This window comes from Pseudomonas japonica, from assembly GCF_900188455.1.
In the GTDB taxonomy this organism is placed as follows: Bacteria; Pseudomonadota; Gammaproteobacteria; order Pseudomonadales; family Pseudomonadaceae; genus Aquipseudomonas; species Aquipseudomonas japonica.
Genome location: NZ_FZOL01000028.1, coordinates 15,385 through 34,986 on the forward strand (window position 1 = coordinate 15,385; position 19,602 = coordinate 34,986).

23 protein-coding genes are annotated in these 19,602 nt (G+C 66.3%); 8 read left to right on the plus strand and 15 right to left on the minus strand.

Going from position 1 to position 19,602, the window contains the following annotated elements:
• Positions 1–28: 28 nt before the first annotated feature.
• The 5 genes from CHB99_RS25640 to CHB99_RS25660 form a co-directional block, all read right to left on the minus strand.
• The gene (locus tag CHB99_RS25640) at positions 29–1,237 is read right to left on the minus strand and encodes a helix-turn-helix transcriptional regulator (protein WP_042128694.1); all 1,209 of its coding nucleotides are present in this window, start codon (positions 1,235–1,237) and stop codon (positions 29–31) included.
• 112 nt (positions 1,238–1,349) lie between these two features.
• The gene (locus CHB99_RS25645) at positions 1,350–2,324 is read right to left on the minus strand and encodes a WD40/YVTN/BNR-like repeat-containing protein (protein WP_042128692.1); all 975 of its coding nucleotides are present in this window, start codon (positions 2,322–2,324) and stop codon (positions 1,350–1,352) included.
• 314 nt (positions 2,325–2,638) lie between these two features.
• Complete coding sequence (locus CHB99_RS25650) at positions 2,639–3,841, minus strand: acetyl-CoA C-acyltransferase (protein WP_042128690.1); 1,203 nt, start codon at positions 3,839–3,841, stop codon at positions 2,639–2,641.
• 6 nt (positions 3,842–3,847) lie between these two features.
• Complete coding sequence (locus CHB99_RS25655; protein WP_042128687.1) at positions 3,848–4,318, minus strand: MaoC family dehydratase; 471 nt, start codon at positions 4,316–4,318, stop codon at positions 3,848–3,850.
• Positions 4,319–4,329: 11 nt separating this feature from the next.
• Positions 4,330–5,115: an SDR family oxidoreductase gene (locus CHB99_RS25660; RefSeq protein WP_042128685.1), complete on the minus strand. Its 786-nt coding sequence runs from the start codon at positions 5,113–5,115 to the stop codon at positions 4,330–4,332.
• Positions 5,116–5,313: 198 nt separating this feature from the next.
• On the opposite strand from CHB99_RS25660, the gene CHB99_RS25665 reads away from it, so the two are divergent.
• Positions 5,314–5,601 (plus strand): hypothetical protein, encoded by a 288-nt coding sequence (locus CHB99_RS25665; protein ID WP_052419532.1) that lies wholly within the window; start codon positions 5,314–5,316, stop codon positions 5,599–5,601.
• A 4-nt stretch (positions 5,602–5,605) separates the two neighbouring features.
• On the opposite strand, the gene CHB99_RS25670 is transcribed toward CHB99_RS25665, so the two are convergent.
• Entirely contained in the window at positions 5,606–5,881 is a 276-nt protein-coding gene (locus tag CHB99_RS25670) for a DUF1652 domain-containing protein (RefSeq protein WP_042128681.1), read from the minus strand.
• A 321-nt stretch (positions 5,882–6,202) separates the two neighbouring features.
• Here CHB99_RS25670 and CHB99_RS25675 point away from each other — a divergent pair, with 321 nt between their 5' ends.
• Positions 6,203–6,430, plus strand: coding sequence for a DUF6555 family protein (locus CHB99_RS25675; protein ID WP_042128679.1), 228 nt, complete (start codon positions 6,203–6,205; stop codon positions 6,428–6,430).
• A 47-nt stretch (positions 6,431–6,477) separates the two neighbouring features.
• Here the strand turns inward: CHB99_RS25675 and CHB99_RS25680 are convergent, their stop codons facing one another.
• From CHB99_RS25680 to CHB99_RS25690, 3 genes are all read right to left on the minus strand, one after another.
• Complete coding sequence (locus CHB99_RS25680; protein WP_042128677.1) at positions 6,478–7,344, minus strand: pirin family protein; 867 nt, start codon at positions 7,342–7,344, stop codon at positions 6,478–6,480.
• A gap of 96 nt (positions 7,345–7,440) precedes the next feature.
• The gene (locus CHB99_RS25685) at positions 7,441–8,340 is read right to left on the minus strand and encodes an alpha/beta fold hydrolase (RefSeq protein ID WP_042128675.1); all 900 of its coding nucleotides are present in this window, start codon (positions 8,338–8,340) and stop codon (positions 7,441–7,443) included.
• 18 nt (positions 8,341–8,358) lie between these two features.
• A complete protein-coding gene (locus CHB99_RS25690) occupies positions 8,359–8,991 on the minus strand; it encodes a LysE family translocator (RefSeq protein WP_042128673.1) in 633 nt (210 codons plus the stop codon).
• Between the two features lie 188 nt (positions 8,992–9,179).
• Here CHB99_RS25690 and CHB99_RS25695 point away from each other — a divergent pair, with 188 nt between their 5' ends.
• From CHB99_RS25695 to CHB99_RS25705, 3 genes are read left to right on the plus strand one after another with little or no spacing between them, the layout of a single operon-like run.
• Positions 9,180–9,659: a GNAT family N-acetyltransferase gene (locus CHB99_RS25695; RefSeq protein ID WP_042128671.1), complete on the plus strand. Its 480-nt coding sequence runs from the start codon at positions 9,180–9,182 to the stop codon at positions 9,657–9,659.
• 50 nt (positions 9,660–9,709) lie between these two features.
• Positions 9,710–11,584: a gluzincin family metallopeptidase gene (locus CHB99_RS25700; RefSeq protein WP_174446759.1), complete on the plus strand. Its 1,875-nt coding sequence runs from the start codon at positions 9,710–9,712 to the stop codon at positions 11,582–11,584.
• A 9-nt stretch (positions 11,585–11,593) separates the two neighbouring features.
• Positions 11,594–11,953, plus strand: a complete 360-nt coding sequence (locus CHB99_RS25705) for a DUF2784 domain-containing protein (protein ID WP_042128669.1) — start codon at positions 11,594–11,596, stop codon at positions 11,951–11,953.
• A gap of 7 nt (positions 11,954–11,960) precedes the next feature.
• Here the strand turns inward: CHB99_RS25705 and CHB99_RS25710 are convergent, their stop codons facing one another.
• Entirely contained in the window at positions 11,961–12,923 is a 963-nt protein-coding gene (locus CHB99_RS25710) for a bile acid:sodium symporter family protein (RefSeq protein ID WP_042128667.1), read from the minus strand.
• An 83-nt stretch (positions 12,924–13,006) separates the two neighbouring features.
• Between CHB99_RS25710 and CHB99_RS25715 the strand changes: the two genes are divergently transcribed.
• The gene (locus CHB99_RS25715) at positions 13,007–13,807 is read left to right on the plus strand and encodes an AraC family transcriptional regulator (protein ID WP_042128666.1); all 801 of its coding nucleotides are present in this window, start codon (positions 13,007–13,009) and stop codon (positions 13,805–13,807) included.
• Positions 13,808–13,874: 67 nt separating this feature from the next.
• Positions 13,875–14,345 (plus strand): hypothetical protein, encoded by a 471-nt coding sequence (locus CHB99_RS25720; protein ID WP_042128664.1) that lies wholly within the window; start codon positions 13,875–13,877, stop codon positions 14,343–14,345.
• A gap of 3 nt (positions 14,346–14,348) precedes the next feature.
• Here the strand turns inward: CHB99_RS25720 and CHB99_RS25725 are convergent, their stop codons facing one another.
• The 3 genes from CHB99_RS25725 to CHB99_RS25735 form a co-directional block, all read right to left on the minus strand.
• Positions 14,349–15,551 carry an MFS transporter gene (locus CHB99_RS25725; protein WP_042128662.1) on the minus strand — a complete coding sequence of 401 codons (1,203 nt, stop codon included), beginning with the start codon at positions 15,549–15,551 and terminating at the stop codon, positions 14,349–14,351.
• An 84-nt stretch (positions 15,552–15,635) separates the two neighbouring features.
• Complete coding sequence (locus CHB99_RS25730; RefSeq protein WP_042128660.1) at positions 15,636–16,082, minus strand: SRPBCC family protein; 447 nt, start codon at positions 16,080–16,082, stop codon at positions 15,636–15,638.
• Between the two features lie 88 nt (positions 16,083–16,170).
• Positions 16,171–16,488 (minus strand): DUF2388 domain-containing protein, encoded by a 318-nt coding sequence (locus CHB99_RS25735; RefSeq protein WP_042128658.1) that lies wholly within the window; start codon positions 16,486–16,488, stop codon positions 16,171–16,173.
• Between the two features lie 150 nt (positions 16,489–16,638).
• Here CHB99_RS25735 and ampC point away from each other — a divergent pair, with 150 nt between their 5' ends.
• Positions 16,639–17,775, plus strand: a complete 1,137-nt coding sequence (gene ampC, locus CHB99_RS25740) for a class C beta-lactamase (RefSeq protein WP_042128656.1) — start codon at positions 16,639–16,641, stop codon at positions 17,773–17,775.
• Between the two features lie 422 nt (positions 17,776–18,197).
• Here ampC and CHB99_RS25745 read toward each other — a convergent pair whose 3' ends face one another.
• Positions 18,198–18,791: a 2-hydroxychromene-2-carboxylate isomerase gene (locus CHB99_RS25745; protein ID WP_042128654.1), complete on the minus strand. Its 594-nt coding sequence runs from the start codon at positions 18,789–18,791 to the stop codon at positions 18,198–18,200.
• A 31-nt stretch (positions 18,792–18,822) separates the two neighbouring features.
• Entirely contained in the window at positions 18,823–19,554 is a 732-nt protein-coding gene (locus CHB99_RS25750) for an SDR family oxidoreductase (protein ID WP_042128652.1), read from the minus strand.
• Between the last annotated feature and the right edge of the window lie 48 nt (positions 19,555–19,602).

The following is a 19,602-nucleotide window of genomic DNA, read 5'->3' on the forward strand; positions in this document are numbered from 1 at the left end:
CACCTGCCCGGGTGCTGGCGGCAGCCTTTCAGACGGCGCTCGCCGGCAGCGGCAGACTGCCCGCCTGACCGAGGGCGACCACGCTGTTGAGCATGATCCGCACCAGTTCGGTCTGCCGCCGCACGCCGGTCTTGGAGAAGATCGAGCGCAGGTGCGCCCGCGCCGTGTTGCGGCGGATGTTCAGCAACTCCGAGGCTTCCTCCAGCGACAGGCCGTTGGCCAGTTCGAGCGCCAGGGCGGTTTCCGCCGGGGTCAGGTGATAGAGCTGCGAGGTCACCACATTGCTGACCAGGGACTTGCCCACCGCGTCGCGCACATAGACCATCACCGTCGGCTTGCCCTTGCCATCGAGCAGTTCCTGGGACGGGATCAGTTCCACCACCACGCCGAGATTGACCTGCCCGGACGGCCGCGACACCGACATGGCTTCCGCGCCCTGCCCTTCGCCCTCGCCCTGGCGAGCGCGGGTAAAGGCATTGCGCACCAGGCGGCTGAGTTCGCGGTTGTCGCTGGGATAGGTGGCCTCCAGGCGACCGCCCACCAGCTTGAGGCCGTCGTTGCTGTCGAGGATTTCCCGCGCCACCGGGTTGAGCTGCAGGACGCTGCCGCTCTCGTCGAGAACGATGGTGGCCACCGCCAGGCGGCTGATGGTCTGGCTGTACAGGCTGCCCAGGGACTCGCTGCGGTCCAGCAGCGAATGCATGTGCAGGGCCCGGCGCAGGTGCGGCATGAGCATCGCGCACATGGCCCGCTCGGCCTCGCCGAAGCGCGCCTGGTCGCGCTGGCGGTTGATGCGCAGACGCAGGATGCCGCCGTCGGGCATGGCGATATCGACACCGAGCATCTGATGGCAGCCGTAGGGCTCGCAGTACAGCAAATAGAAGGATGAACTCAGCCACTCGGCCTCGCTCATCAGATCCTCGATGGTGAACACCCGGTCGGTGGGCAGCCTGTCGAACAGGGTGGACTTGGCGTAGTAGGCGTAGTGGTTGACCCCGCCCTCCTCCAGTTCGACATCGCCGGCGACCATCATCGGCGACAGGAACGGCTCGTCGGCGACGCGCAGGATCAAAGTGACGAAATTGGCCTGGAACAGCGCGCGCAGCTGCTGCAGGGCCTCGTTCAGGCGCGGCGTGTCCAGCGCCGCGTCGTAGATGTTGCCGATCAACCGTTCGTAGTCGGCCAGCTCCAGCCCCATCGCTTCCAGGACCCGGGCATTGGGCATCGTGGTCTGCATGGTCAGTCCCCCACGGGCCCGGCCTGCCGGAGCCCGCATCATTGTTTTTATCGTGGTGACGTGCGCGGGCGGTTTCGCCTGACGGAAACCCCCGGCGGCGTGATAGCAGGCTTCAGCGGGTGGCGGCAAGCGCGCCGGCGTCGTGGCCCTGGTAGACCCCGCGTTCGCCGGCGACCAGCAGGTGACGGGCATTGAGCACCACCGCCGAGGTCAGGGTACCGAGACCGAGGCGTTGCGAGCTGTCCTGCACGGCGCCATTGGCATCGAGACGGATCAGGCGGCTGCCGGCGCCGACCAGGACCAGGCCCTGGTTGCCCGGCAGCAGGGCATGACCATAGATCGGCTGGTTGCTGCCGACATCGACACGCTGCCAGCTGTCGCCGAAGTCGCTGCTGAGAAAGACATGGCCGCGCATGCCATAGGCCAGCCAGCGCTGCGCGCCAAGCCGCACCACACCGAACAGCGAGCCATTGTAGAAAGCGTCGAGGCGTTGCCAGTGCTGGCCGCCATCGCTGGAGCGCAGCACCAGGCCCTGCTCGCCCACCAGCATCTGGCGACCGTCGCGGCCACCGTCGAGGCCGTTGAAGTGGGCACCGTCACCGGGCATTTCCCGCGCCGTCCAGTGCTCTCCGGCGTCGCTGGATTCCAGGTATTTGCCGTAACTGCCGTAGGCCACCACGTGCTGGCCGTCGCTGCTCCAGACGCCCAGCAGCGGCTCGCCGAGTTCGCTGTCGTAGCGCATTTCCCGCCAGTTCTGGCCACCGTCGACGGAGCGCAGGATCCAGCCGTCATGCCCCACCGCCACCAGCAGGCCGGGCGCGAGGGTGGTGACCGCGGTGAGGGTCGTCTGGCGACCGCCGCCGACCTGACTGGCCTGCCAGGTCAGGCCGCCATCGTCGCTGCGCAGGAGAGTGCCGCGCTCGCCGACGCCCAGCAGTCGGGCACCATCGGCGAGCAGGGCATTGACCTGGACCCGGTCGGCGTTGATTCCGGTGCCTGCCAGGGACGCCGGCTGGCGCGGGGCGAAGGCGAAGGCCACCGCGGCGATGACGATGGCGCTCATGACGTAACCGATCAGATTGCGCATGACAGGCTCCCTGACGAGAGATGCGGGCACGGTGCAGGCTTCATCGGGTGATCCTCTTGGTTTTGTTGTCGGGGGATCATCCGACCGGGTGGTCATGCCGGGCATCGTCCAAATGGGGTAGCCGGGCTCTGGCGCAAGATGCCAGCGACCTTGCGCTTGCCACCGTAGGAGCGCGGCTTGTCGTGTGACGAACCACCGCGAAGGACCGCAATGCGGTCCCGCTGCAACAGGGGAGTGGGCCTGCTTTGCAGGCCTTCGCGGTGGTTCGTCACACGACAAGCCGCGCTCCTACGCAGGGGGGGCGCCCTGGAGCATCAAGGCAGTTCGAACAACCCCGCCGCCCCCATGCCGCCGCCGATGCACATGGCCACCACGACAAAGCGCACCCCGCGCCGGCGTCCTTCCAGCAGCGCATGGCCGACCATCCGCGCCCCGGACATGCCGAACGGATGACCGATGGCGATGGCGCCGCCATTGACGTTCAGGCGCTCCGGCGGGATCTCCAGGGCATCACGGCACTGCAGGACCTGGCAGGCGAACGCCTCGTTGATCTCCCACAGGCCGATGTCCTCACTGCGCAGGCCAAAGCGGCGCAGCAGCTTGGGCACCGCCAGCACCGGGCCGATGCCCATCTCTTCCGGCGCGCAGCCCGCCACGGCGATGCCCCGGTAGATGCCCAGCGGGGTCAGCCCGCGACGCCTGGCCTCGGTGCGGCTCATCAGCAGGCAGGCGGCGGCGCCATCGGAAAACTGCGAGGCGTTGCCGGCGGTGATGAACTCGCCGCGCTCCACCCACTTGCCGTCCTTCCACACCGGCTGCAGCGCCTGCAGGTCTTCCAGGCGGGTATTGGGCCGGTTGCATTCGTCACGCGCCACCCGCACCCGCTCGTGGCCGGCGGGCTGGCCGTCCTTGTCGAACAGCAGGCGCTCGACCTCGATTGGCACGATCTCGTCATCGAACAGCCCGGCGCGCTGCGCCGCCGCGGTGCGCTGCTGGCTGTGCAGGCTGTATTCATCCTGGGCGGCGCGACTGATGCCATAGCGCCGCGAGACGATCTCGGCGGTTTCCAGCATGGGGATGTAGGCCGCCGGCATCACCTCCAGCACCGCCTTCGACTGGGCGCGGTAGGTGTTCTTGTGCTTGGTCTGGGTCAGCGACAGCGACTCCACGCCACCACCGACGGCGATGTCCATTTCCCCGGCCATGATGCTGCGGGCCGCCACGCCGATGCTCATCAGGCCCGAGGCGCACATGCGGTCCAGGGCCATGCCCGGCACGCTGTCCGGCAGGCCCGCGGTATAGGCGCAGAGCCGGCCGATGTTGTAGGCCTGGGTGCCCTGCTGCACCGCCGCGCCCATGATCACGTCCTCCACCGCGTCGGGCTCGACGCCGGCGCGCGCCACCACCGCGCGCACTACATGGCCGCCGAGCAGCGGCGCCTCGGTATCGTTGAAGGACCCGCGGAAGGACTTCGCCAGCGCGGTACGCGCCGTCGAGACGATTACGACTTCATTCATGACAGTTCACTCGAACAGGGGATTGAAGGTGTAGCGGCTGATGGTGTCGATCACGCAGCCCGGACGGCTTTCGCCCTCGATCTCGACGCTGACCCGGACCACGGCCTGCACCGCCTCGCCCAGCGCTTCCACGCGCAGGATCAGGCCATGCCCGCGGACCCGCGAGCCGACCCGCACCGCTGCCGGAAAGCGCACACGGTCGGAGCCGTAGTTGACGCCCATGGCCATGTTTTCCAGGGTCATCAACTGCGGCAGGAACAGGTTGGCCAGGGACTGGGTCAGGTAGCCATGGGCGATGCACGCGCCGAACGGGCCGCTGGCGGCACGCTCGGGATCGACGTGAATCCACTGGTGATCGCCGGTGGCCTCGGCGAACAGGTCGATGCGTTGCTGGCTGATCGGCAGCCAGTCGGTGTGGCCGAGGTCCAGGCCCTGGGCATCGAGCAAGGCACGGGCGCTGCTGAAGACGTGGCTCATGTCGATCTCCTTCAGGCCTGTTGCGAGCTGACGGAGAGCACTTCGCCGACCATGTACGAGGCATAGTCGCTGGCGAGGAACATCATCACATTGGCCACCTCCCAGACCTCCGCCGCGCGGCCAAAGGCTTCGCGCCCGGCGAGACTGGCCAGCAGTTCCTCGCTGGAGGCCTTCTTGAGGAAGTCATGCAGGGCGATGGACGGCGACACCGCGTTGATGCGCACGCCGTGCTCGGCGGCCTCCAGGGCACTGCAGCGGGTCAGCGCCATCACCCCGGCCTTGGCCGCGGCGTAGTGGGCCTGCTCCTTCTGCGCCCGCCAGCCGAGCACCGAGGCGTTGTTGACGATGGCCCCGGCGCCGCGCCGCTGCATGTGCGGGAGCATGGCGCGGGTCATGCGGAAGGTGCCGGTGAGGGTGACGTCGAGCACCCTCGTCCATTCCTCGTCGCTCATCTGCACCACCGACTTCTGCCCGCCGAGGCCGGCATTGTTGATCAGCACGTCGACACCACCCAGTTGCTGTTCGGCGGCCTCGACCAGGGCCTGGACCTGCGCTTCGACGGTGACGTCGCACAACTGGCCGTGGATGGCCTCCAGGCCGGTTTCCGCCTTCAGCCGCGCGACCGCCTCTTCCAGGCGACGCGGATGGACATCGGAGATCATCAGCGCCCGGCAGCCTTCCTCGGCACTGCGCCGGGCCGCCGAATAGCCGATGCCGGCACCGGCGGCGGCGGTGATCAGGACCGACTTGCCGGCCAGCAACTGGTGACCGGGTACATAAGGGGGAGCTTGTTTCACTGCGAATGCCTCCAGGAGAAATAACCCGCTCAGGTATACGGCGGGCGGGCCGTGGGGACATCGTCAAAACGGGGTATGGGGCGCTGCGTTCGCCTCGGGTGGGCGATCGGAGGGGGAAATCTTTCGCGGATAAAACCAAGGTTACGTGGTCTAACGTCCATCAGCCAGTATCTGAGCGTCCCAAGGAGGTGAATCCTCATGCCCGCGGCCATCTCTCCTCGACCACAGACACTGCAGATCGACTTCACCCGCGACACGCTGTTCGGTGTCTCGACCCAGAGCGCCGAGTGCCAGGTGCAACTGGAAGCCCTGAATATCAATGGTCAACCCGGTATCCAGCTGCAGGTCACCCCACCCCTGCCGCCACGCCTGGAGCATGCGCACACCCTGGTGTTCATCTGGCGTGGACACACCTGCCGGGGCATCGTGCAGTCATCCCGGCAGTGCCATGACGGCAGCCTGCAACTGCGTCTGGAACTGCAGTGACGGGTTAGCGTCCGCTCATCAGGCGCGTCGCGGCCCCAGGCTTCAGCGCCTGCTGCTCGCGCTCATGGCGTACCCGCGTCACCAGCTCCGCAAGGGCCCGGCAGTCGGGCAGCGCACCGAGGTGGACATCGCTGACGGTCATCGCCGCGCGCTGGGCATCGGCGGGAAAGTGCAAGGTCAGCGTCAGGCCGTCCGCGCAACTGACCTCGCAGTGATCGGGGAGGAACGCCCCCTCGATCATTTGGCGCAATTCAAGATCACACACACCATTCATGGGCATGATTCAACCCTCCGGTTGACAGGGATGGCCGTCCAAGTCAGAACCTGCCCGGCGCCGGAATCCAATTGAAAAAAGCCATTTGCCAGCGCTTGCCCCATTGAAGCCGAGCATCACTGCCTGCCGTCGCAACCTGTACGTCTTGAGTGATGGGAGAGTGCCGGGGCGGCAGGGGTTCAGGCGGATGTCGCGGGTGTCGGACGAAAGGTCGCGGGGTACCGTTGGTCCGTCATTACCCCGCTCCGGCCAAACTTTTTGCGCCCCGTTGTTTTCATAGGGTTAGAGCTGAGCGCAAACCAACCCGAGAAAGGACTTTCCCGCTCCATGATCAACGCCAAACTCTTCGTCATCGACTATTGCCTCAATGGCACGCCCCACTCCTTCATCATCCGTGCCGAAACCATGGACAACGCCGAGGCCTGGCACTGGGCCAGTTGCGATGCCGGGGTGGGCAGGATCGGCCGCTACGAGCGGGAGAAAGTCAAGAAAGTGACCCGGCCGGTGGCGGAGCGCTACGGGATCAGCGAGGTGAGTTGGCGGTTGAGCAAATGAGCCTTGCAGCGCCCTCCAGATCAGCGCTGCAAGACTCAAGACAGGCCCTACCCCTGCATCCGCCCAAACTTCCCGGCCTGGAAGTCATCGAATGCCTGGACGATCTCGTCCTGGCTGTTCATCACGAACGGCCCATACCCCACGATCGGCTCATCCAGCGGCTCGCCACTGAGCCAGAGCAGCTTGGCTTCGCTGTCGGCTTCGATCAGCACCTCGGCGCCGTCACGCTCGAACAGCACCAGTTGCGCCGCGCCGACGGCCTTGCCGCCATTGACCCGCACGCTGCCGTGCAGCACCACCAGCGCCGCGTTGCGCCCTTCGCCACCCGGCACACGCAGGGACTTGCCGGCCGCCAGTCGCACATCCCAGACATCCATCGCGGTGAAGGTCCGCGCCGGCCCGGCATGCTCCAGGTACTGCCCGGCGATCACCCGCAGACTGCCAGCCTCGTCAGCCAGCGCCACGCGCGGAATGTCCGCGTCGAGCAAGGTCTGGTAGCCCGCCGGCGCGGATTTGTCCTTCGCCGGCAGATTGACCCAGAGCTGGACCATTTCCAGCATGCCGCCGCGCCTGGCGAACGACGGCGCATGGAACTCTTCATGGATGATCCCGCCCGCGGCGGTCATCCATTGCACATCGCCCGGACCGATCAGGCCACCGGCGCCGGTGGAGTCGCGGTGTTCCAGTTCGCCCTGGTAGACGATGGTCACCGTTTCGAAACCACGATGCGGATGCTGACCCACCCCACGACGGGCACTGGTCGCCGGGAAATGCTGCGGTCCGGCATAGTCCAGCAGCAGGAACGGGCTGATGTGCCGGGCCAGGTCGTCGTAGCTGAACAGGCTGCGCACCGGGAAACCATCGCCGACCCAGTGGGCCGGCGGGCTGTTGTAGATGCCTTGAATCTTCTTCATGAGAAACCTCCTCGTTGCATGGGAGCCACAATACCCATGCAACGAAAAAGGCGGTAGCTGGCGAAAAAAGCCCTCAGCGTTCTACTGATGGGACGATCAAGCCGACTTGAACTGCGGCTCGCGGCCCTGCAACAGCCAGGCTTCGATCTGCCGGGCGCTTTCCCGCGGGTCTTCCTGCATGAAGCAATGCCCCCCGGCCACCTTGCGCGGTTCGACCTGAGCATTGAGGCGGGCCCAGCGCGCCAGCGACAGCGGCACGAAGGGGTAGGTGCGTTCGCCATGCAATACCAGGGTCGGGGTCTGCACTCGTGACAAGGATGCCCACATGCGTTGCGGGAACGAGCTGAATATTTCCACCTCGCGGCTCGGCCGGCATTTGAGCACCACGCCTTCGCCGCACTCGCCGATGGCGTGATCCACATAGGCCTGCAGTGCCGCCTCGCTCCAGCCCTTGAAGATGCCGCGGGCGTGCAGCGAATCATGCGCGGCCTGGCGGTCCGGCCAGTAGCTGCGGCGCGTCGCCGCCTTGCGCGCGAGGCCGTGGCGACGGTGCATGCCGAACCAGCTGGCCACGCCCATGACCCCGATCATCGAGCGGCTGAACACCACCGGGTCGAGCAGCACCGCGCGCTGGAACAGCCGCGGCGCGCGATCGAGCATCAGCCCGGTGAGCACTCCGCCGAAGCTGTGCCCGACGGCGAAGCACGGGACATCGCCATACTCCCCGCGACCGGCGGCGAACGCTTCCAGGGCCAGTTCGGCGCTGCGGTTCCAGCCGACGAAGGCGCCGCCGTGATCGCTGTCGCCATGCCCCTGGACATCGCTCAGCCACAGGTCGAAATGCTCGGCGAGCAATTCCAGCAGCGGCTGGTAGGCCAGGCAGCAGAAACCGTTGCCGTGGATGAAATGCAGCAGCGGCTTGCCACTGGCCGGCGAACGCCAGCCGCGCAAGGTGAAGTGTTCGGCGCAATCATGCGTCCAGGGGATCAGTTCCATCGGGGCTCGCAGCGGGAGTCAGGAAAAACCCGATTCTACAAACAGCAGCGGATACAGAGAAAGCACCAGCAGGGCCGCCATCAGCAGGTTAAACAGCCGAAGCCAGCGGGGATTCTGCAAGACCCGGCGCAAGGCACTGCCGAACATGACCCAGACGCACACCGCCGGCAGGTTGACCAGGCAGAACACCAGGGCAATGACGACGACATTCACCAGGTATCCCTGGGCCGGGGTGTAGGTGGTGATCGCCCCCACCGCCATCACCCAGGCCTTGGGGTTGACCCACTGGAACGCCGCCGCGCCGAGGAAGCTCAGGGGCTTGCGGCTTTGCGGACCGTCCGCTGCCATCGGCCCGGACGTGGCGATCTTCCACGCCAGGTACAGCAGATAGGCGGCCCCAGCGTAACGCAGCACGGAGTAGATCGCCGGGTAGACCTTGAACACTTCACCCAGGCCAAGGCCCACCGCCAGCACCATCAGCATGAAACCGATGCTTACCCCCAGGGCGTGCGGCACGCTGCGACGCACGCCGAAGTTGACTCCGGACGCGAGCAGCATGGTGTTGTTCGGGCCGGGTGTGATGGACGAAACGAAAGCGAACAGCACGAAGGCTGAAAGCAGGTTGAGGGAGGTAAGCAACATGGCAGGCATTCCTGGTGGGGCGGATCGTTCGAGTTATGGATCAACCCTACCGGGAAAGCCTGGCCCCCGATCGATACAGTTCCCCATTATTCCGCAGGTACACCACACTGTTATGCCTGCGATCCAGGTGGCGTCGCTTACTGCCACGGCGGATCTGCACTACGATGTCGCCACCCTTTGCCTACCGGATACCCGCCATGTCGCTGCAGATCCGCCCCGCCCGCCGCGAAGACGCCACGCAAATCCTCGCGTTCATCACCGAACTGGCCGACTACCAGCGTGCCCGCCATGAGGTGGTCGCCACCCTCGACGATATCCAGCGCGGCCTGTTCAGCGAAGACAGCACCGCCAAAGCGTTGATCGCTGAACACGACGGCCAGACGATCGGTTTCGCCGTGTACTTCTTCAGCTATTCCACCTGGGTCGGCCGCCGCGGGATCTATCTGGAAGATCTCTACGTCACGCCACAGGCCCGCGGTACCGGTGCCGGCACGCAACTGCTGCGCCATCTGGCCCGACTGGCCTGCGAGCACGACTGCGCGCGCTTCGAATGGACCGTGCTGGACTGGAACCAGCCAGCCATCGATTTCTACCGCTCTCTCGGCGCCGAAGCCCTGGACGGTCGGGTGCGCTACCGAATGGAGGGTGAAACGCTTCGCGCTTTCGCCAATGGCTGAAACAGGGGAAAACGCCAGGCTCAACGGACTGAACCGAGGAGTACCGTCACATGGCAGTGAAAGCGAATACCCAGACCTTCACCATCATCGCCCAAGACCCGGCGATCGAAAGCACGCCGGGCCAGCCCCTGTTCGCCAGGGTCAGCGTGCCCCTTGAGTGGCTGGGCGACGGGCCGAACGGATACCGGCTCAAGGTGGTCGACTTCGACGCTTCGAGCGATCGCCTGTACCTTCCGCACCCTTACCTGCAAACGAGCGGCGACAGGGCCGCCGACCCCTTCGCCGCAGCCAATGGCTGTCTGCTGGGCGATCCGAACTTCCACTGCCAGCACGTCTACGCGGTGGTCATGCGCACCCTGGCGCGCTTCGAACTGGCCTTGGGCCGGCGGGTGCCCTGGGGCTTCGACGGTCATCAACTGCACATCGTCCCGCACGCCTTCACCGAGGCCAACGCGTTCTATTCCCGGGATGACCACGCGCTGATGTTCGGTTACCTCCACGACGGCGAGGAGTGGGTATTCACCTGCCTGTCTCACGACATCGTGGTGCACGAAACCACCCACGCCATCCTCGATGGACTGCGCGGCGGCCTGGTGCAGGCCTCCGGCCCGGACCAGGCGGCGTTCCACGAAGGCTTCAGCGATGTCGTGGCATTGCTCTCGATGTTCTCCCTGCGTGAGGTCATCGCTTTCGCCCTGACCGGGCAGCGTTGCCCGGCCAGCCATGACGAGGACGGCATCCGCCTGATCGACGGCGCCGCGCTGAGCCACGACGCCCTGGCCGAAACCCTGCTGTTCGGCCTCGGCGAGCAGTTCGGCGGGGCCATCAGCGGCGTGCGCGCCAACCCGCTGCGGCGCTCGGTGCGCATCCCCCCGTCCAGCACCTTGCTGGACAGCGTCGAGTACGCCGATCCGCACCGGCGCGGCGAGATCTTCGCCGCGGCCATGCTGCGCGCCATGCTCGAACTGTGGGTGGCACGCTGCGCCACCCTCGGCCGCTTCGGCAGCGATCTCTACAGCCTCGACGCCGTGATCGATGAAGGCGTCAAGGCCGCCGACCAGTTGCTGACCATCGCCATCCGCGCACTCGACTATTCGCCGCCGCTGGACCTGGAATTCGGCGACTACCTCGCGGCGCTGCTCACCGTCGACGCCGAGGTGGCGCCCGACGACTCGCGCTACAGCTACCGGCGGATCATTCGCGACAGTTTCGCCGCGTATGGCATCCAGGTACCCGCCGAGCGTACCGACGAAGACGGTTGCTGGCTGACCTTCGGTGACAACGACAAGGTGCGCTACCAGCACTGTCATTTCGATTCGATGCTGCGCGACACCGAGGAAGTCTTCCGCTTCCTCCGGGAAAACCGCGGCGTGCTGAAGATCGATGAACGCGCGCAGACCCAGGTGCTTTCCGTGCGTCCGAGCCTGCGCTTCGGCCCGGACGGCTTCATCCTGCGCGAGACCGTCTGCGAATTCGTCAGCGAGCTCAGGCTGTTCGGCTCCGAGTTCCGCTCGGTGTTCCGCCAGGCGCGCCCGGACTGGATGAAGCCGATAGACGAAGTGACCGTCTACGGCGCCGGCACGCTGATCTTCGACCAGTACGGCCGCATCAAGTACTACATCCAGCGCCCGCTGAGCGACGCCGCCTGGCAGATTCGCCGTCTGCGCTGGATGTACGGCATCGATCCGCAGGTTCCGCCTGCCGATGCCGACAGCGCGCCGCAACATTCGCCGCCCCCGCCAGCGCTGAACATGGCCGGCAAGACCCGCGCCGCGACCAAGGCCTCGCCGTTTCCGCGAGCGCCTTACGTGCGCGGGCGCAAACTGCCGCACAATGCCCGCTGGATTGTCGAGCGGGTGCGCCAGATCGCCGGTGATCAATCGCTGCCCATGCCCAGCGAGCAAGCAACCCTCGTGGACCCGTAAGGAGTCGCCATGCTCTACCGCATCGCCGCCGATGGCCTGGTCCTGCTGCACCTGCTGTTCATCCTGTTCGCCGTCGGCGGCGCTGGGTTGCTCTTCAAGTGGCCACGCCTGTGCTGGCTGCACCTGCCGGCGGCGGGCTGGGCCTTTCTGGTGGAAGTGATGCACTGGCCCTGCCCGTTGACCGCCTGGGAAAACCGCATGCGCCAGGCGGCCGGGGAACAGGGTTATGCGCAGGGATTCATCGAGCATTACCTGTTGCCGGTGATCTACCCGGCGGGGCTCACACCGGGGATCCAGGTGGGGCTGGGGATCGGCGTGCTGCTGGTCAATCTGGGCCTGTACGCCTGGCTGTACCAGCGCCGCCGCTGAGGCCCCGTCACTCCCGCCGGGCGTAGCGCTGCGCGAGTACCGCGCAGACCATCAGCTGAATCTGGTGAAACAGCATCAACGGCAGGATCAGCACCCCCAGCGTGCTCCCGGCGAACAGCAACTGCGCCATCGGCACCCCGGTGGCCATGCTCTTCTTCGACGCGGCGAACAGCAGCGTGATGCGGTCCTCGACACTCAAGCCCAGCCAGCGCCCCAAGCCGCGGGTCAGGCACAGCACCAGCGCGAGCAGGCCGCAACACACCAGCGTCAGGCCCAGCAGGCGCGACGGCGACACCGATTGCCACAGGCCACTGAGCACCGCATCGCTGAACGCCGTATACACCACCAGCAGGATCGAGCCCTGGTCCACCGACTTCAGCCACCCGCCATTGCGCGTGACCCAGGCGCCGATCCAGCGGCGCGCCAGTTGCCCGGCGACGAAGGGCACCAGCAGTTGCAGGACGATCGCCAGCAGCGCATCCAGCTGCGAACCGCCGGCACCGTCCACGCCCATCAGCAGCATCACCAGCAATGGCGTCAGCACGATCCCCAGCAGGCTCGACGCCGCCGCGCTGCAGATCGCCGCCGGGACATTGCCACGGGCCAGCGAGGTGAAGGCGATCGCCGATTGCACCGTGGCCGGCAAGGCGCACAGGTAGAGCACGCCCAGGTACAGGGCATCGCCCACCAGCGGCAGGATCAGCGGTTTGAGCAGCAGGCCCAGCACAGGAAAAAGGACGAAGGTGCAGGCGAACACCAGCAGATGCAGACGCCAGTGCCCGGCACCGGCGATCACCGCCTCGCGGGACAGCCTGGCGCCATGCAGGAAGAACAGCAGGGCGATGGCCAGGTGGGTCAGGCCGCTGAAGAACGCCGCGCCGACACCGGACGCCGGCAGCCAGGTGGCGACGGCGATGACCGCGAGCAGGGCCAGGGTGAAATGGTCGAACAGTGCGCGCAGGTGCCTCATTGCCGGTTTCCGTCTGGTTGTGGTGGGGACGGTGGAGACGATAAGGTGTCGCGGCCTTTCCGACTAACGCGAGAACGCCAGCAATGTCGTCGAATGGACACAACCCGCTCCACCTGGACGATCTGCCCAGCCTGCCGCGCCCGCTCTATGGCCAGCGCGCGAGCCTGCCGAACATCGCCCTGGACTACCGCCATCGGCACCCCTGGGGGCAGTTGTCCCACGCCCTGCACGGGGTACTGCAGGTGCACACCGACAACGCCCGCCTGGTGGTGCCGCCGCACCGCGCGGTATGGATTGCGCCGCGCCTGATGCACCGCGTGCAATGCACCCCGGGCGCCTGTATCCGCAGCCTCTACCTCGACCCCGCGCTGCAGCTGTGGCCCACGGCGGATCTGCGGGTGATCGCGGTCGACCCGTTGCTGCGCGAGCTGATCCGCGCCTTTGGCGAGCTGCCGGTGGAATACGACCGCGACAGTGCCGACGGGCGACTGGTCGAGGTGTTGGTGGATCGCCTGCGGGTGGCCGACGAGCTCGACCTGGTCCTGCCCCAGCCCCGCGATGCGCGCTTGCGCGCGCTGTGCCGCAAGGCCCAGGCGCGTCCCCACGAGCCGCTCGGCCTCGGCGATGCCAGCCGCAAGGCCGGGGTCAGCGAAAAGACCCTGAGCCGCTTGTTCCTCAAGGAAACCGGCATGACCTACCGCACCTGGCGTCAGCGCATGCGCCTGGCCAGTGCGCTGCCGGCGCTGGAGCGCGGCGAGCGGGTCACCGATGTCGCCCTGGCCTGCGGCTACGATTCGCTGTCGGCGTTCAGCGCCGCGTTTCGCCGCCTGTTCGGCCTGTCGCCGGGGGAACTGGGCCGGGGCGGCAGCGTGCCGCATGCCTGAAGCACCCGCGCTTGCTATGCTGCGCGACTGCTGTATCTCCTCCCCTCACATTGCAAGGATTCGACTCGTGAAAGCTGCCTGCGTACTGCTGCTGGGCCTGCTGCCCTTCATGGCCAACGCCGCCGAAGTCGGCGAGCGCCTGACGCCCTTCACCCTCGCTGACCAGCACGACCACACCTTCGCCCTCGACGCCAGCACCCGGGTGCTGCTGGCCGCCGCCGACATGGACGGAGCGAAACTGGTCAAGGCCGCGCTGGCCGAGCAGCCCAAGGGCTGGCTGGAAGCCCGGCATGCCGCCTTCGTCGCCGATATCCAGGGCATGCCGGCGCTGATCGGCAAGCTGTTCGCCATTCCCAAGATGCGCGACTACAGCTACCGCGTGATCCTCGACCGCGAAGGCCAGGTGGTGCCTGCATATGCCGTGGCGCCGGGCCAGGTGCAATGGCTGCAACTGGACAACGGCACGCTGGTGGCGAAACGCTCGTTCAGTGATGCCGAAACCCTGCGCAAAGCCCTCGCCGGGCTGCCGCAAGACTGAGGTTCACCCCTCCAGGCCGCGCTCGACGTACCAGGTCAGGGGCAGGGTCAACAGCAGGGTCGCCGCCAGCGCCGTCAATGCCAGCGGCACCCCGCTGACATCGCCCAGGTGCCCGAAGACGATGGGCGCCAGTGCCCCGCCGCCGATGGTGCCGGTATAGAACAGGGCGAACGCCTGTTCGCGACGGCCCGCGGCCGCCAGCTCCGGCACCACGCCATACAGCACCGACGACGTGCCATTGAGCACCAGGCCCAGCAGCGGCAGCAGGATCATCATCGCGGTCAGCGGCAGGAACACCGCGGCGACGATCGCCGCCGCGGTCAGCGATTCGCTGAGCCAGACCGTCTTCAGCAGGCCGATGCGCGCGCCGAGGTAGCCACAGATCAGCTTGCCGAAGGCACCACCGATGAACAGCAGGGTCAGGGCCAGGCCAATACCGGCGGTACCGGCGCCCTTGTCGCTGAGCAAAAACGGCAGGAAGGTGAGAAAACCCATGCGCACCGCACTGTCGAGAAAACCGGTGGCCAGCAGCGCACGCAGCCCACTGGCCGAACCGCTGCCCTCCCCGGCCCCCGCCTTGCCCGTGGCCAGCGCATGGCGCTCGACGTTGCGCGGGATCAACAGGTACATCGCCAGCGCCGCCAGCAGGCCGAGCACGCCGGCCAGGCTGACGCTGAGGCGCCAGCTCATCACCGTCAGCGACAGCCCCACCAGCGCCGGGATCAGGGTCTTGCCGATATCGCCGGCGAAGTTGTACTGCGACAGCGCCTGCTTGACCTGGCGGCCCGGTTCGTGGGTATCGCTGACCAGCGACGAGGCCAGTGGATGCTGGGTACTGGCGCCCAGACCGCCGAGGATCAGCGCCGCCATCAGAGCGATCAGGCCAGCGGCCTGCCCCGCCAGCAGATAGGCCACGCCCACCAGCGCGGTGCCGCCGATCAGCAGGGTTTCCCGGCCGTAGCGGCGTGCCGCGCGGCTGGCAAGCAACTGGAAGCCGGCCATGCTCGCCGAATAGGCGCCGCGCATCAGACCGATCTGCGCATAGCTCAGGCCGAACTGGGCCTGCCAGATGGGCAGCAGCACGTAGATCAGGTCGGTGAGGCCGTCGTTGACGGCATGCGCGCCGCACGCCGCCAGCAGGGCGCGGCGGCGCGGGGACGAAGCAGTGGATGGGGTGGAAGCGGCAGCCGGGCTGGCATCGTGCATGGTCGGAACGCCGGTGAAAATTGGATCCAACCATTAAAACAGTAACAAAAAGTTAGCGCGACCACCTTTTCTCTTGACGAAGCATCAACCCGGAATTTCGGGTTCCACCAGATTGGCCAACTGGTTCAGCGAGTCCTGCCAGCCCAGATAGCAGCCCTCCAGCGGGATCACCTCCGGCAGGCCCTCCTGGACGATATGCACTTCGGTGCCGCACGACACGCTCTTGAAGGTGATGGTGGCGGTGATCTCGCCCGGCAGGTTGGGGTCGTCGAAACGATCGGTGTAGCGAATGCGCTCGTTCAGCAGGAGTTCTTGGTACTCGCCGCCGAAGGCGTGGCGCTGGCCGCCGGAAAAATTGCAGAACGACATCTTGTAGGTACCGCCAACCCGGGCGTCGAGATGATCGACGTGACAGGTGAAGCCATGGGGCGGCAGCCATTTGGCCATGGCGTCGGCGTCGAGAAAGGCACGATAGACCCGCTCCACGGGTGCCTTGAAGACACGGTGCAGGCGGACGGTATTGCTGGTCATGTGATTATCCTTGTGAATTGCTCAGGCATGTGCAGTCAAGCCCAGCCTGGCGCTCACGTCCAGCGCGTGCGCCCGTACCGTGACGCCGTTAGCGTTCGTCGCCGAAGTGATCGCTGACCAGGATCGCCCGCGCCAGTTCTTCATCGCTGGCCTGCAGGCCCGGGTGGTCGGCACGTACCTTCTGCAGGACCGCTTCCAGGTAGGCACCGCGGATCGCGCCACCGCTGGCGACGAAGCTGGACGCCTCGTCACGGGCCGGGATCAGGCGCTTGTCGTCCTTGAAGGTCGAATACAGCGACGCGGAAACACCCGCCGAAGTGGCGACATCGCCAGCGTCGACCCGGGCCAGCGCCGAGCCAAAAGGCAGGCAAAGCAATAATGAAGAAACAAGCAATGTACGCCGCATGACGGAGTCCTCCGGTCAGCCCGAGATAAAAAGTCAGGTACTACCCAACCTAGGATCCGTCTGACCGGGTGGGAGTTCCCTTGCAGCCTGTACAGCCAGCATCTGGTTGTTCTGCTAGGGTGCATGTTTTTTCGATCCCGGATGTTCTCCATGCGTCTTCCCGCCCTTCTCCTGCTCTGCGCCAGCCCCCTGCTCGCCTGGGCCGGCCCCGACCTCGAACAGCAGGTCCGCGATGCCGCGCAGCAGGTCATGCGCGACAACGGCATCCCCGGCCTGGCGATCGCCATCAGCGACAACGGCAAGCAGTATTTCTACGAATTCGGCGTCGCCGACCAGGCCAGTGGCCAGGCCGTGAGCCGCGACACCCTGTTCGAACTGGGCTCGATCAGCAAGACTTTCAGCGCCAGCCTGGCGGCCAGGGCCGCGATCGACGGCAAGCTGTCGCTGCAGGCGCAGACCGCCGACTACCTGCCGGAGCTGGCCGGCACGCCGTTCGGCAAGCTGACCCTGCTCAACCTGGCGACCCATACCAACGGCGGCATGCCCCTGCAACTGCCCGACGCGATCCACGACAACGGGCAATTGCTGGCCTGGCTCAGGCAATGGCAACCGCAACACAACCCCGATACCTGGCGCGCCTATGCCAATCCGAGCATCGGCATGCTCGGCGTGATCACCGCGAAGCAGTTGCAGGTGCCGTTCGCCAGCGCCCTGCAGGAGCAATTGCTGCCGGCGCTGGGGCTCCAGCACACCTTCGTGCGGGTGCCGGCGGAACAGCAGGCGCTGTATGCCTGGGGTTACGACAAGGACGGCAAGCCGGTACGGGTCAATCCCGGGGTGCTGGCCGACGAAGCCTACGGGGTGAAGAGCAGCAGCCGCGACATGCTGCGTTTCGTCGAGGCCAACCTGGGCCGGCTGCAATTGCCGGCACCGCTGCAGCAGGCGCTGGACGACACCCGGCGTGGTCATTACCAGCGCGGCGCGATGACCCAGGATCTGGTCTGGGAGCAGTACGATTACCCGCTGGCCCTGCAGACCCTGATCGACGGCAACGACAACCGCCAGGCCCTGCAAGGCACCCCGGTGAGCGCGTTGCGACCGCCGCTGGCGCCGCAGTCGAAGGTCTGGGTGAACAAGACCGGGGCCACCAATGGCTTTGGCGCCTATGTGGCGTTCGTGCCGGAGTTGCAGCGCGGGGTGGTGTTGCTGGCCAACCGGAATTATCCGAATGGCGAGCGGGTGAAGCTGGCGTGGCGGTTGTTCGAGTTGCTGGATCAAGCCAGGTGAACTGATCCTCGTCCTGCTGCGACCTTTCGGGCCTCATCGCTGCATGGGTATCTACACATCTTTTGGCTGGACCATATTTGCCAGGAAGCCCGCATGAATCTGATGCAACACGGTCGGTGTGGGAGCGGATTCACCGGAGCGCCGGACCGCCGCGATCGGCGGCGAAGCCGTCGTAAAACCTGAGTCCCGGATGTATCTGACCCACCGAGATCTGAGGATTTATGGCCGCTTCGCGGCCAATCGCGGATAAATCCGCTCCCACACGGACCGTGTTGCATCAGATTCATGGGGTTTCCTGGCAGATCTTCATGCCAGAAAGTTGTGTAGATACCTATGCTCATCGCTGGCAAGCCAGCGCCCACAGGGTCCGGGCTCAGCCCGAAGGCTTGCCAGCGATGAGGCCCGGAAGATCGCGACAAAACTCAGCGCGCCAACGCCTCGGCAATGAACCCCAGGCGATCCTGGCCGAAGAACATCTCATCCCCGACAAAGCACGTCGGCGCACCGAACACCCCGCGACCCACCGCTTCCTCGGTCACCGCCTTCAGCGCCGCCTTGACCTCGGGATCGCTCACCTGGGCGTCGAACCCGCTGGCATCGAACCCCGCCCTGTCCAGCACCTCGGCCACCACCTGCGGATCCCCCAGATTGCGCCCTTCTCCCCACAGCGCCTGGTACATCGCCGCCAGCCACGCCTCGAAGCGCTCGGGCTCGCGCATCTGCACCGCAGTCGCGGCGCGCATCAGGCTCAGGGTATTGATCGGGAAATGCTCGCTGAACTTCAGCGCCACGCCATAGCGCTCGGCATGACGATGCAGGTCGCGGAAGAAGTAACGCGCCTTGGCCGGAATCATCGCCGGCGAACTGTTGCCAGTGGCCTGGAACACCCCGCCCAGCAGCATCGGGCGCAGCACCAGGCGCGCATCGTGCTCGGCGCACAGGCGCGGCAACTGGGTCCACGCCAGGTAGCTGGCCGGGCTGCCCAGATCGAAAAAGAATTCAACCGTCTTGCTCATCTCATCAGGTCCTTTTGTACAGGTGGGTGATTTACCAGCGTTCCATCCACGGGCGCAGGTCGAGTTCGAAGGTCCAGGCATCCCGGGGCTGGGCATGCAGGTGCCAGTAGTTGTCGGCGAGATGCGCGGGATCGAGGATGCCGTCCTGCTCCTTCAGCGCATAGCGCTCGGGGAAACTGTCGCGAATGAACGCCGTGTCGATGGCCCCGTCCACCACCACATGGGCGACATGGATGTTCCGCGGACCCAGCTCCCGCGCCATGCTCTGGGCCAGCGCGCGAATACCGTGCTTGGCTCCGGCGAAGGCGGCGAAACCGGCGGCGCCACGCAAGCCCGCGGTGGCGCCGGTGAAGAGGATGGTGCCGCGCTCGCGCACGACCATGCGCCGCGCAACCGCCTGGGCGGTCAGGAAGCCGGCGAAGCAGGCCATTTCCCAGATCTTGAAGTACTTGCGCGGCGTCTCCTCGAGAATGCTGCACGGCACGTTGGCGCCGATATTGAAGACGAACGCCTCGATCGGCCCGAGGGTACTCTCGATCTGCTCCACCAGCGCCGCCACCTCCTCCTCCTTGCGCGCATCGGAAGCGAAGCCATGGGCCTGGCCGCCTTGCGCACGGATTTCCTCGAGCAGCGGTTGCAGCTTGTCGGCGCTGCGCCGGGTCACGCAGGCGATGTAGCCTTCGCGGGCGAAGCGTTTGGCAATCGCGCCCCCCGTGGCATCGCCGGCGCCAATCACCAGTACGACTTTGTTGTTCTCGGTCATGGGTGTCGCCTCATTGATGAATGATCGTTTAGTAAACGAACGCTATGC

Bases quoted from the DNA above. Each gene is read 5' to 3' on its own strand.
- CHB99_RS25645 (WP_042128692.1), bottom strand. From the start codon at position 2,324: ATGCGCAATCTGATCGGTTACGTCATGAGCGCCATCGTCATCGCCGCG.
- CHB99_RS25680 (WP_042128677.1), bottom strand. From the start codon at position 7,344: ATGAAGAAGATTCAAGGCATCTACAACAGCCCGCCGGCCCACTGGGTC.
- CHB99_RS25655 (WP_042128687.1), bottom strand. From the start codon at position 4,318: ATGAGCCACGTCTTCAGCAGCGCCCGTGCCTTGCTCGATGCCCAGGGC.
- CHB99_RS25715 (WP_042128666.1), top strand. From the start codon at position 13,007: ATGTCGTCGAATGGACACAACCCGCTCCACCTGGACGATCTGCCCAGC.
- CHB99_RS25650 (WP_042128690.1), bottom strand. From the start codon at position 3,841: ATGAATGAAGTCGTAATCGTCTCGACGGCGCGTACCGCGCTGGCGAAG.
- ampC (WP_042128656.1), top strand. From the start codon at position 16,639: ATGCGTCTTCCCGCCCTTCTCCTGCTCTGCGCCAGCCCCCTGCTCGCC.
- CHB99_RS25690 (WP_042128673.1), bottom strand. From the start codon at position 8,991: ATGCCTGCCATGTTGCTTACCTCCCTCAACCTGCTTTCAGCCTTCGTG.
- CHB99_RS25735 (WP_042128658.1), bottom strand. From the start codon at position 16,488: ATGCGGCGTACATTGCTTGTTTCTTCATTATTGCTTTGCCTGCCTTTT.
- CHB99_RS25700 (WP_174446759.1), top strand. From the start codon at position 9,710: ATGGCAGTGAAAGCGAATACCCAGACCTTCACCATCATCGCCCAAGAC.
- CHB99_RS25710 (WP_042128667.1), bottom strand. From the start codon at position 12,923: ATGAGGCACCTGCGCGCACTGTTCGACCATTTCACCCTGGCCCTGCTC.
- CHB99_RS25745 (WP_042128654.1), bottom strand. From the start codon at position 18,791: ATGAGCAAGACGGTTGAATTCTTTTTCGATCTGGGCAGCCCGGCCAGC.
- CHB99_RS25750 (WP_042128652.1), bottom strand. From the start codon at position 19,554: ATGACCGAGAACAACAAAGTCGTACTGGTGATTGGCGCCGGCGATGCC.
- CHB99_RS25665 (WP_052419532.1), top strand. From the start codon at position 5,314: ATGCCCGCGGCCATCTCTCCTCGACCACAGACACTGCAGATCGACTTC.
- CHB99_RS25695 (WP_042128671.1), top strand. From the start codon at position 9,180: ATGTCGCTGCAGATCCGCCCCGCCCGCCGCGAAGACGCCACGCAAATC.
- CHB99_RS25640 (WP_042128694.1), bottom strand. From the start codon at position 1,237: ATGCAGACCACGATGCCCAATGCCCGGGTCCTGGAAGCGATGGGGCTG.
- CHB99_RS25675 (WP_042128679.1), top strand. From the start codon at position 6,203: ATGATCAACGCCAAACTCTTCGTCATCGACTATTGCCTCAATGGCACG.
- CHB99_RS25685 (WP_042128675.1), bottom strand. From the start codon at position 8,340: ATGGAACTGATCCCCTGGACGCATGATTGCGCCGAACACTTCACCTTG.
- CHB99_RS25705 (WP_042128669.1), top strand. From the start codon at position 11,594: ATGCTCTACCGCATCGCCGCCGATGGCCTGGTCCTGCTGCACCTGCTG.
- CHB99_RS25725 (WP_042128662.1), bottom strand. From the start codon at position 15,551: ATGCACGATGCCAGCCCGGCTGCCGCTTCCACCCCATCCACTGCTTCG.
- CHB99_RS25730 (WP_042128660.1), bottom strand. From the start codon at position 16,082: ATGACCAGCAATACCGTCCGCCTGCACCGTGTCTTCAAGGCACCCGTG.
- CHB99_RS25670 (WP_042128681.1), bottom strand. From the start codon at position 5,881: ATGCCCATGAATGGTGTGTGTGATCTTGAATTGCGCCAAATGATCGAG.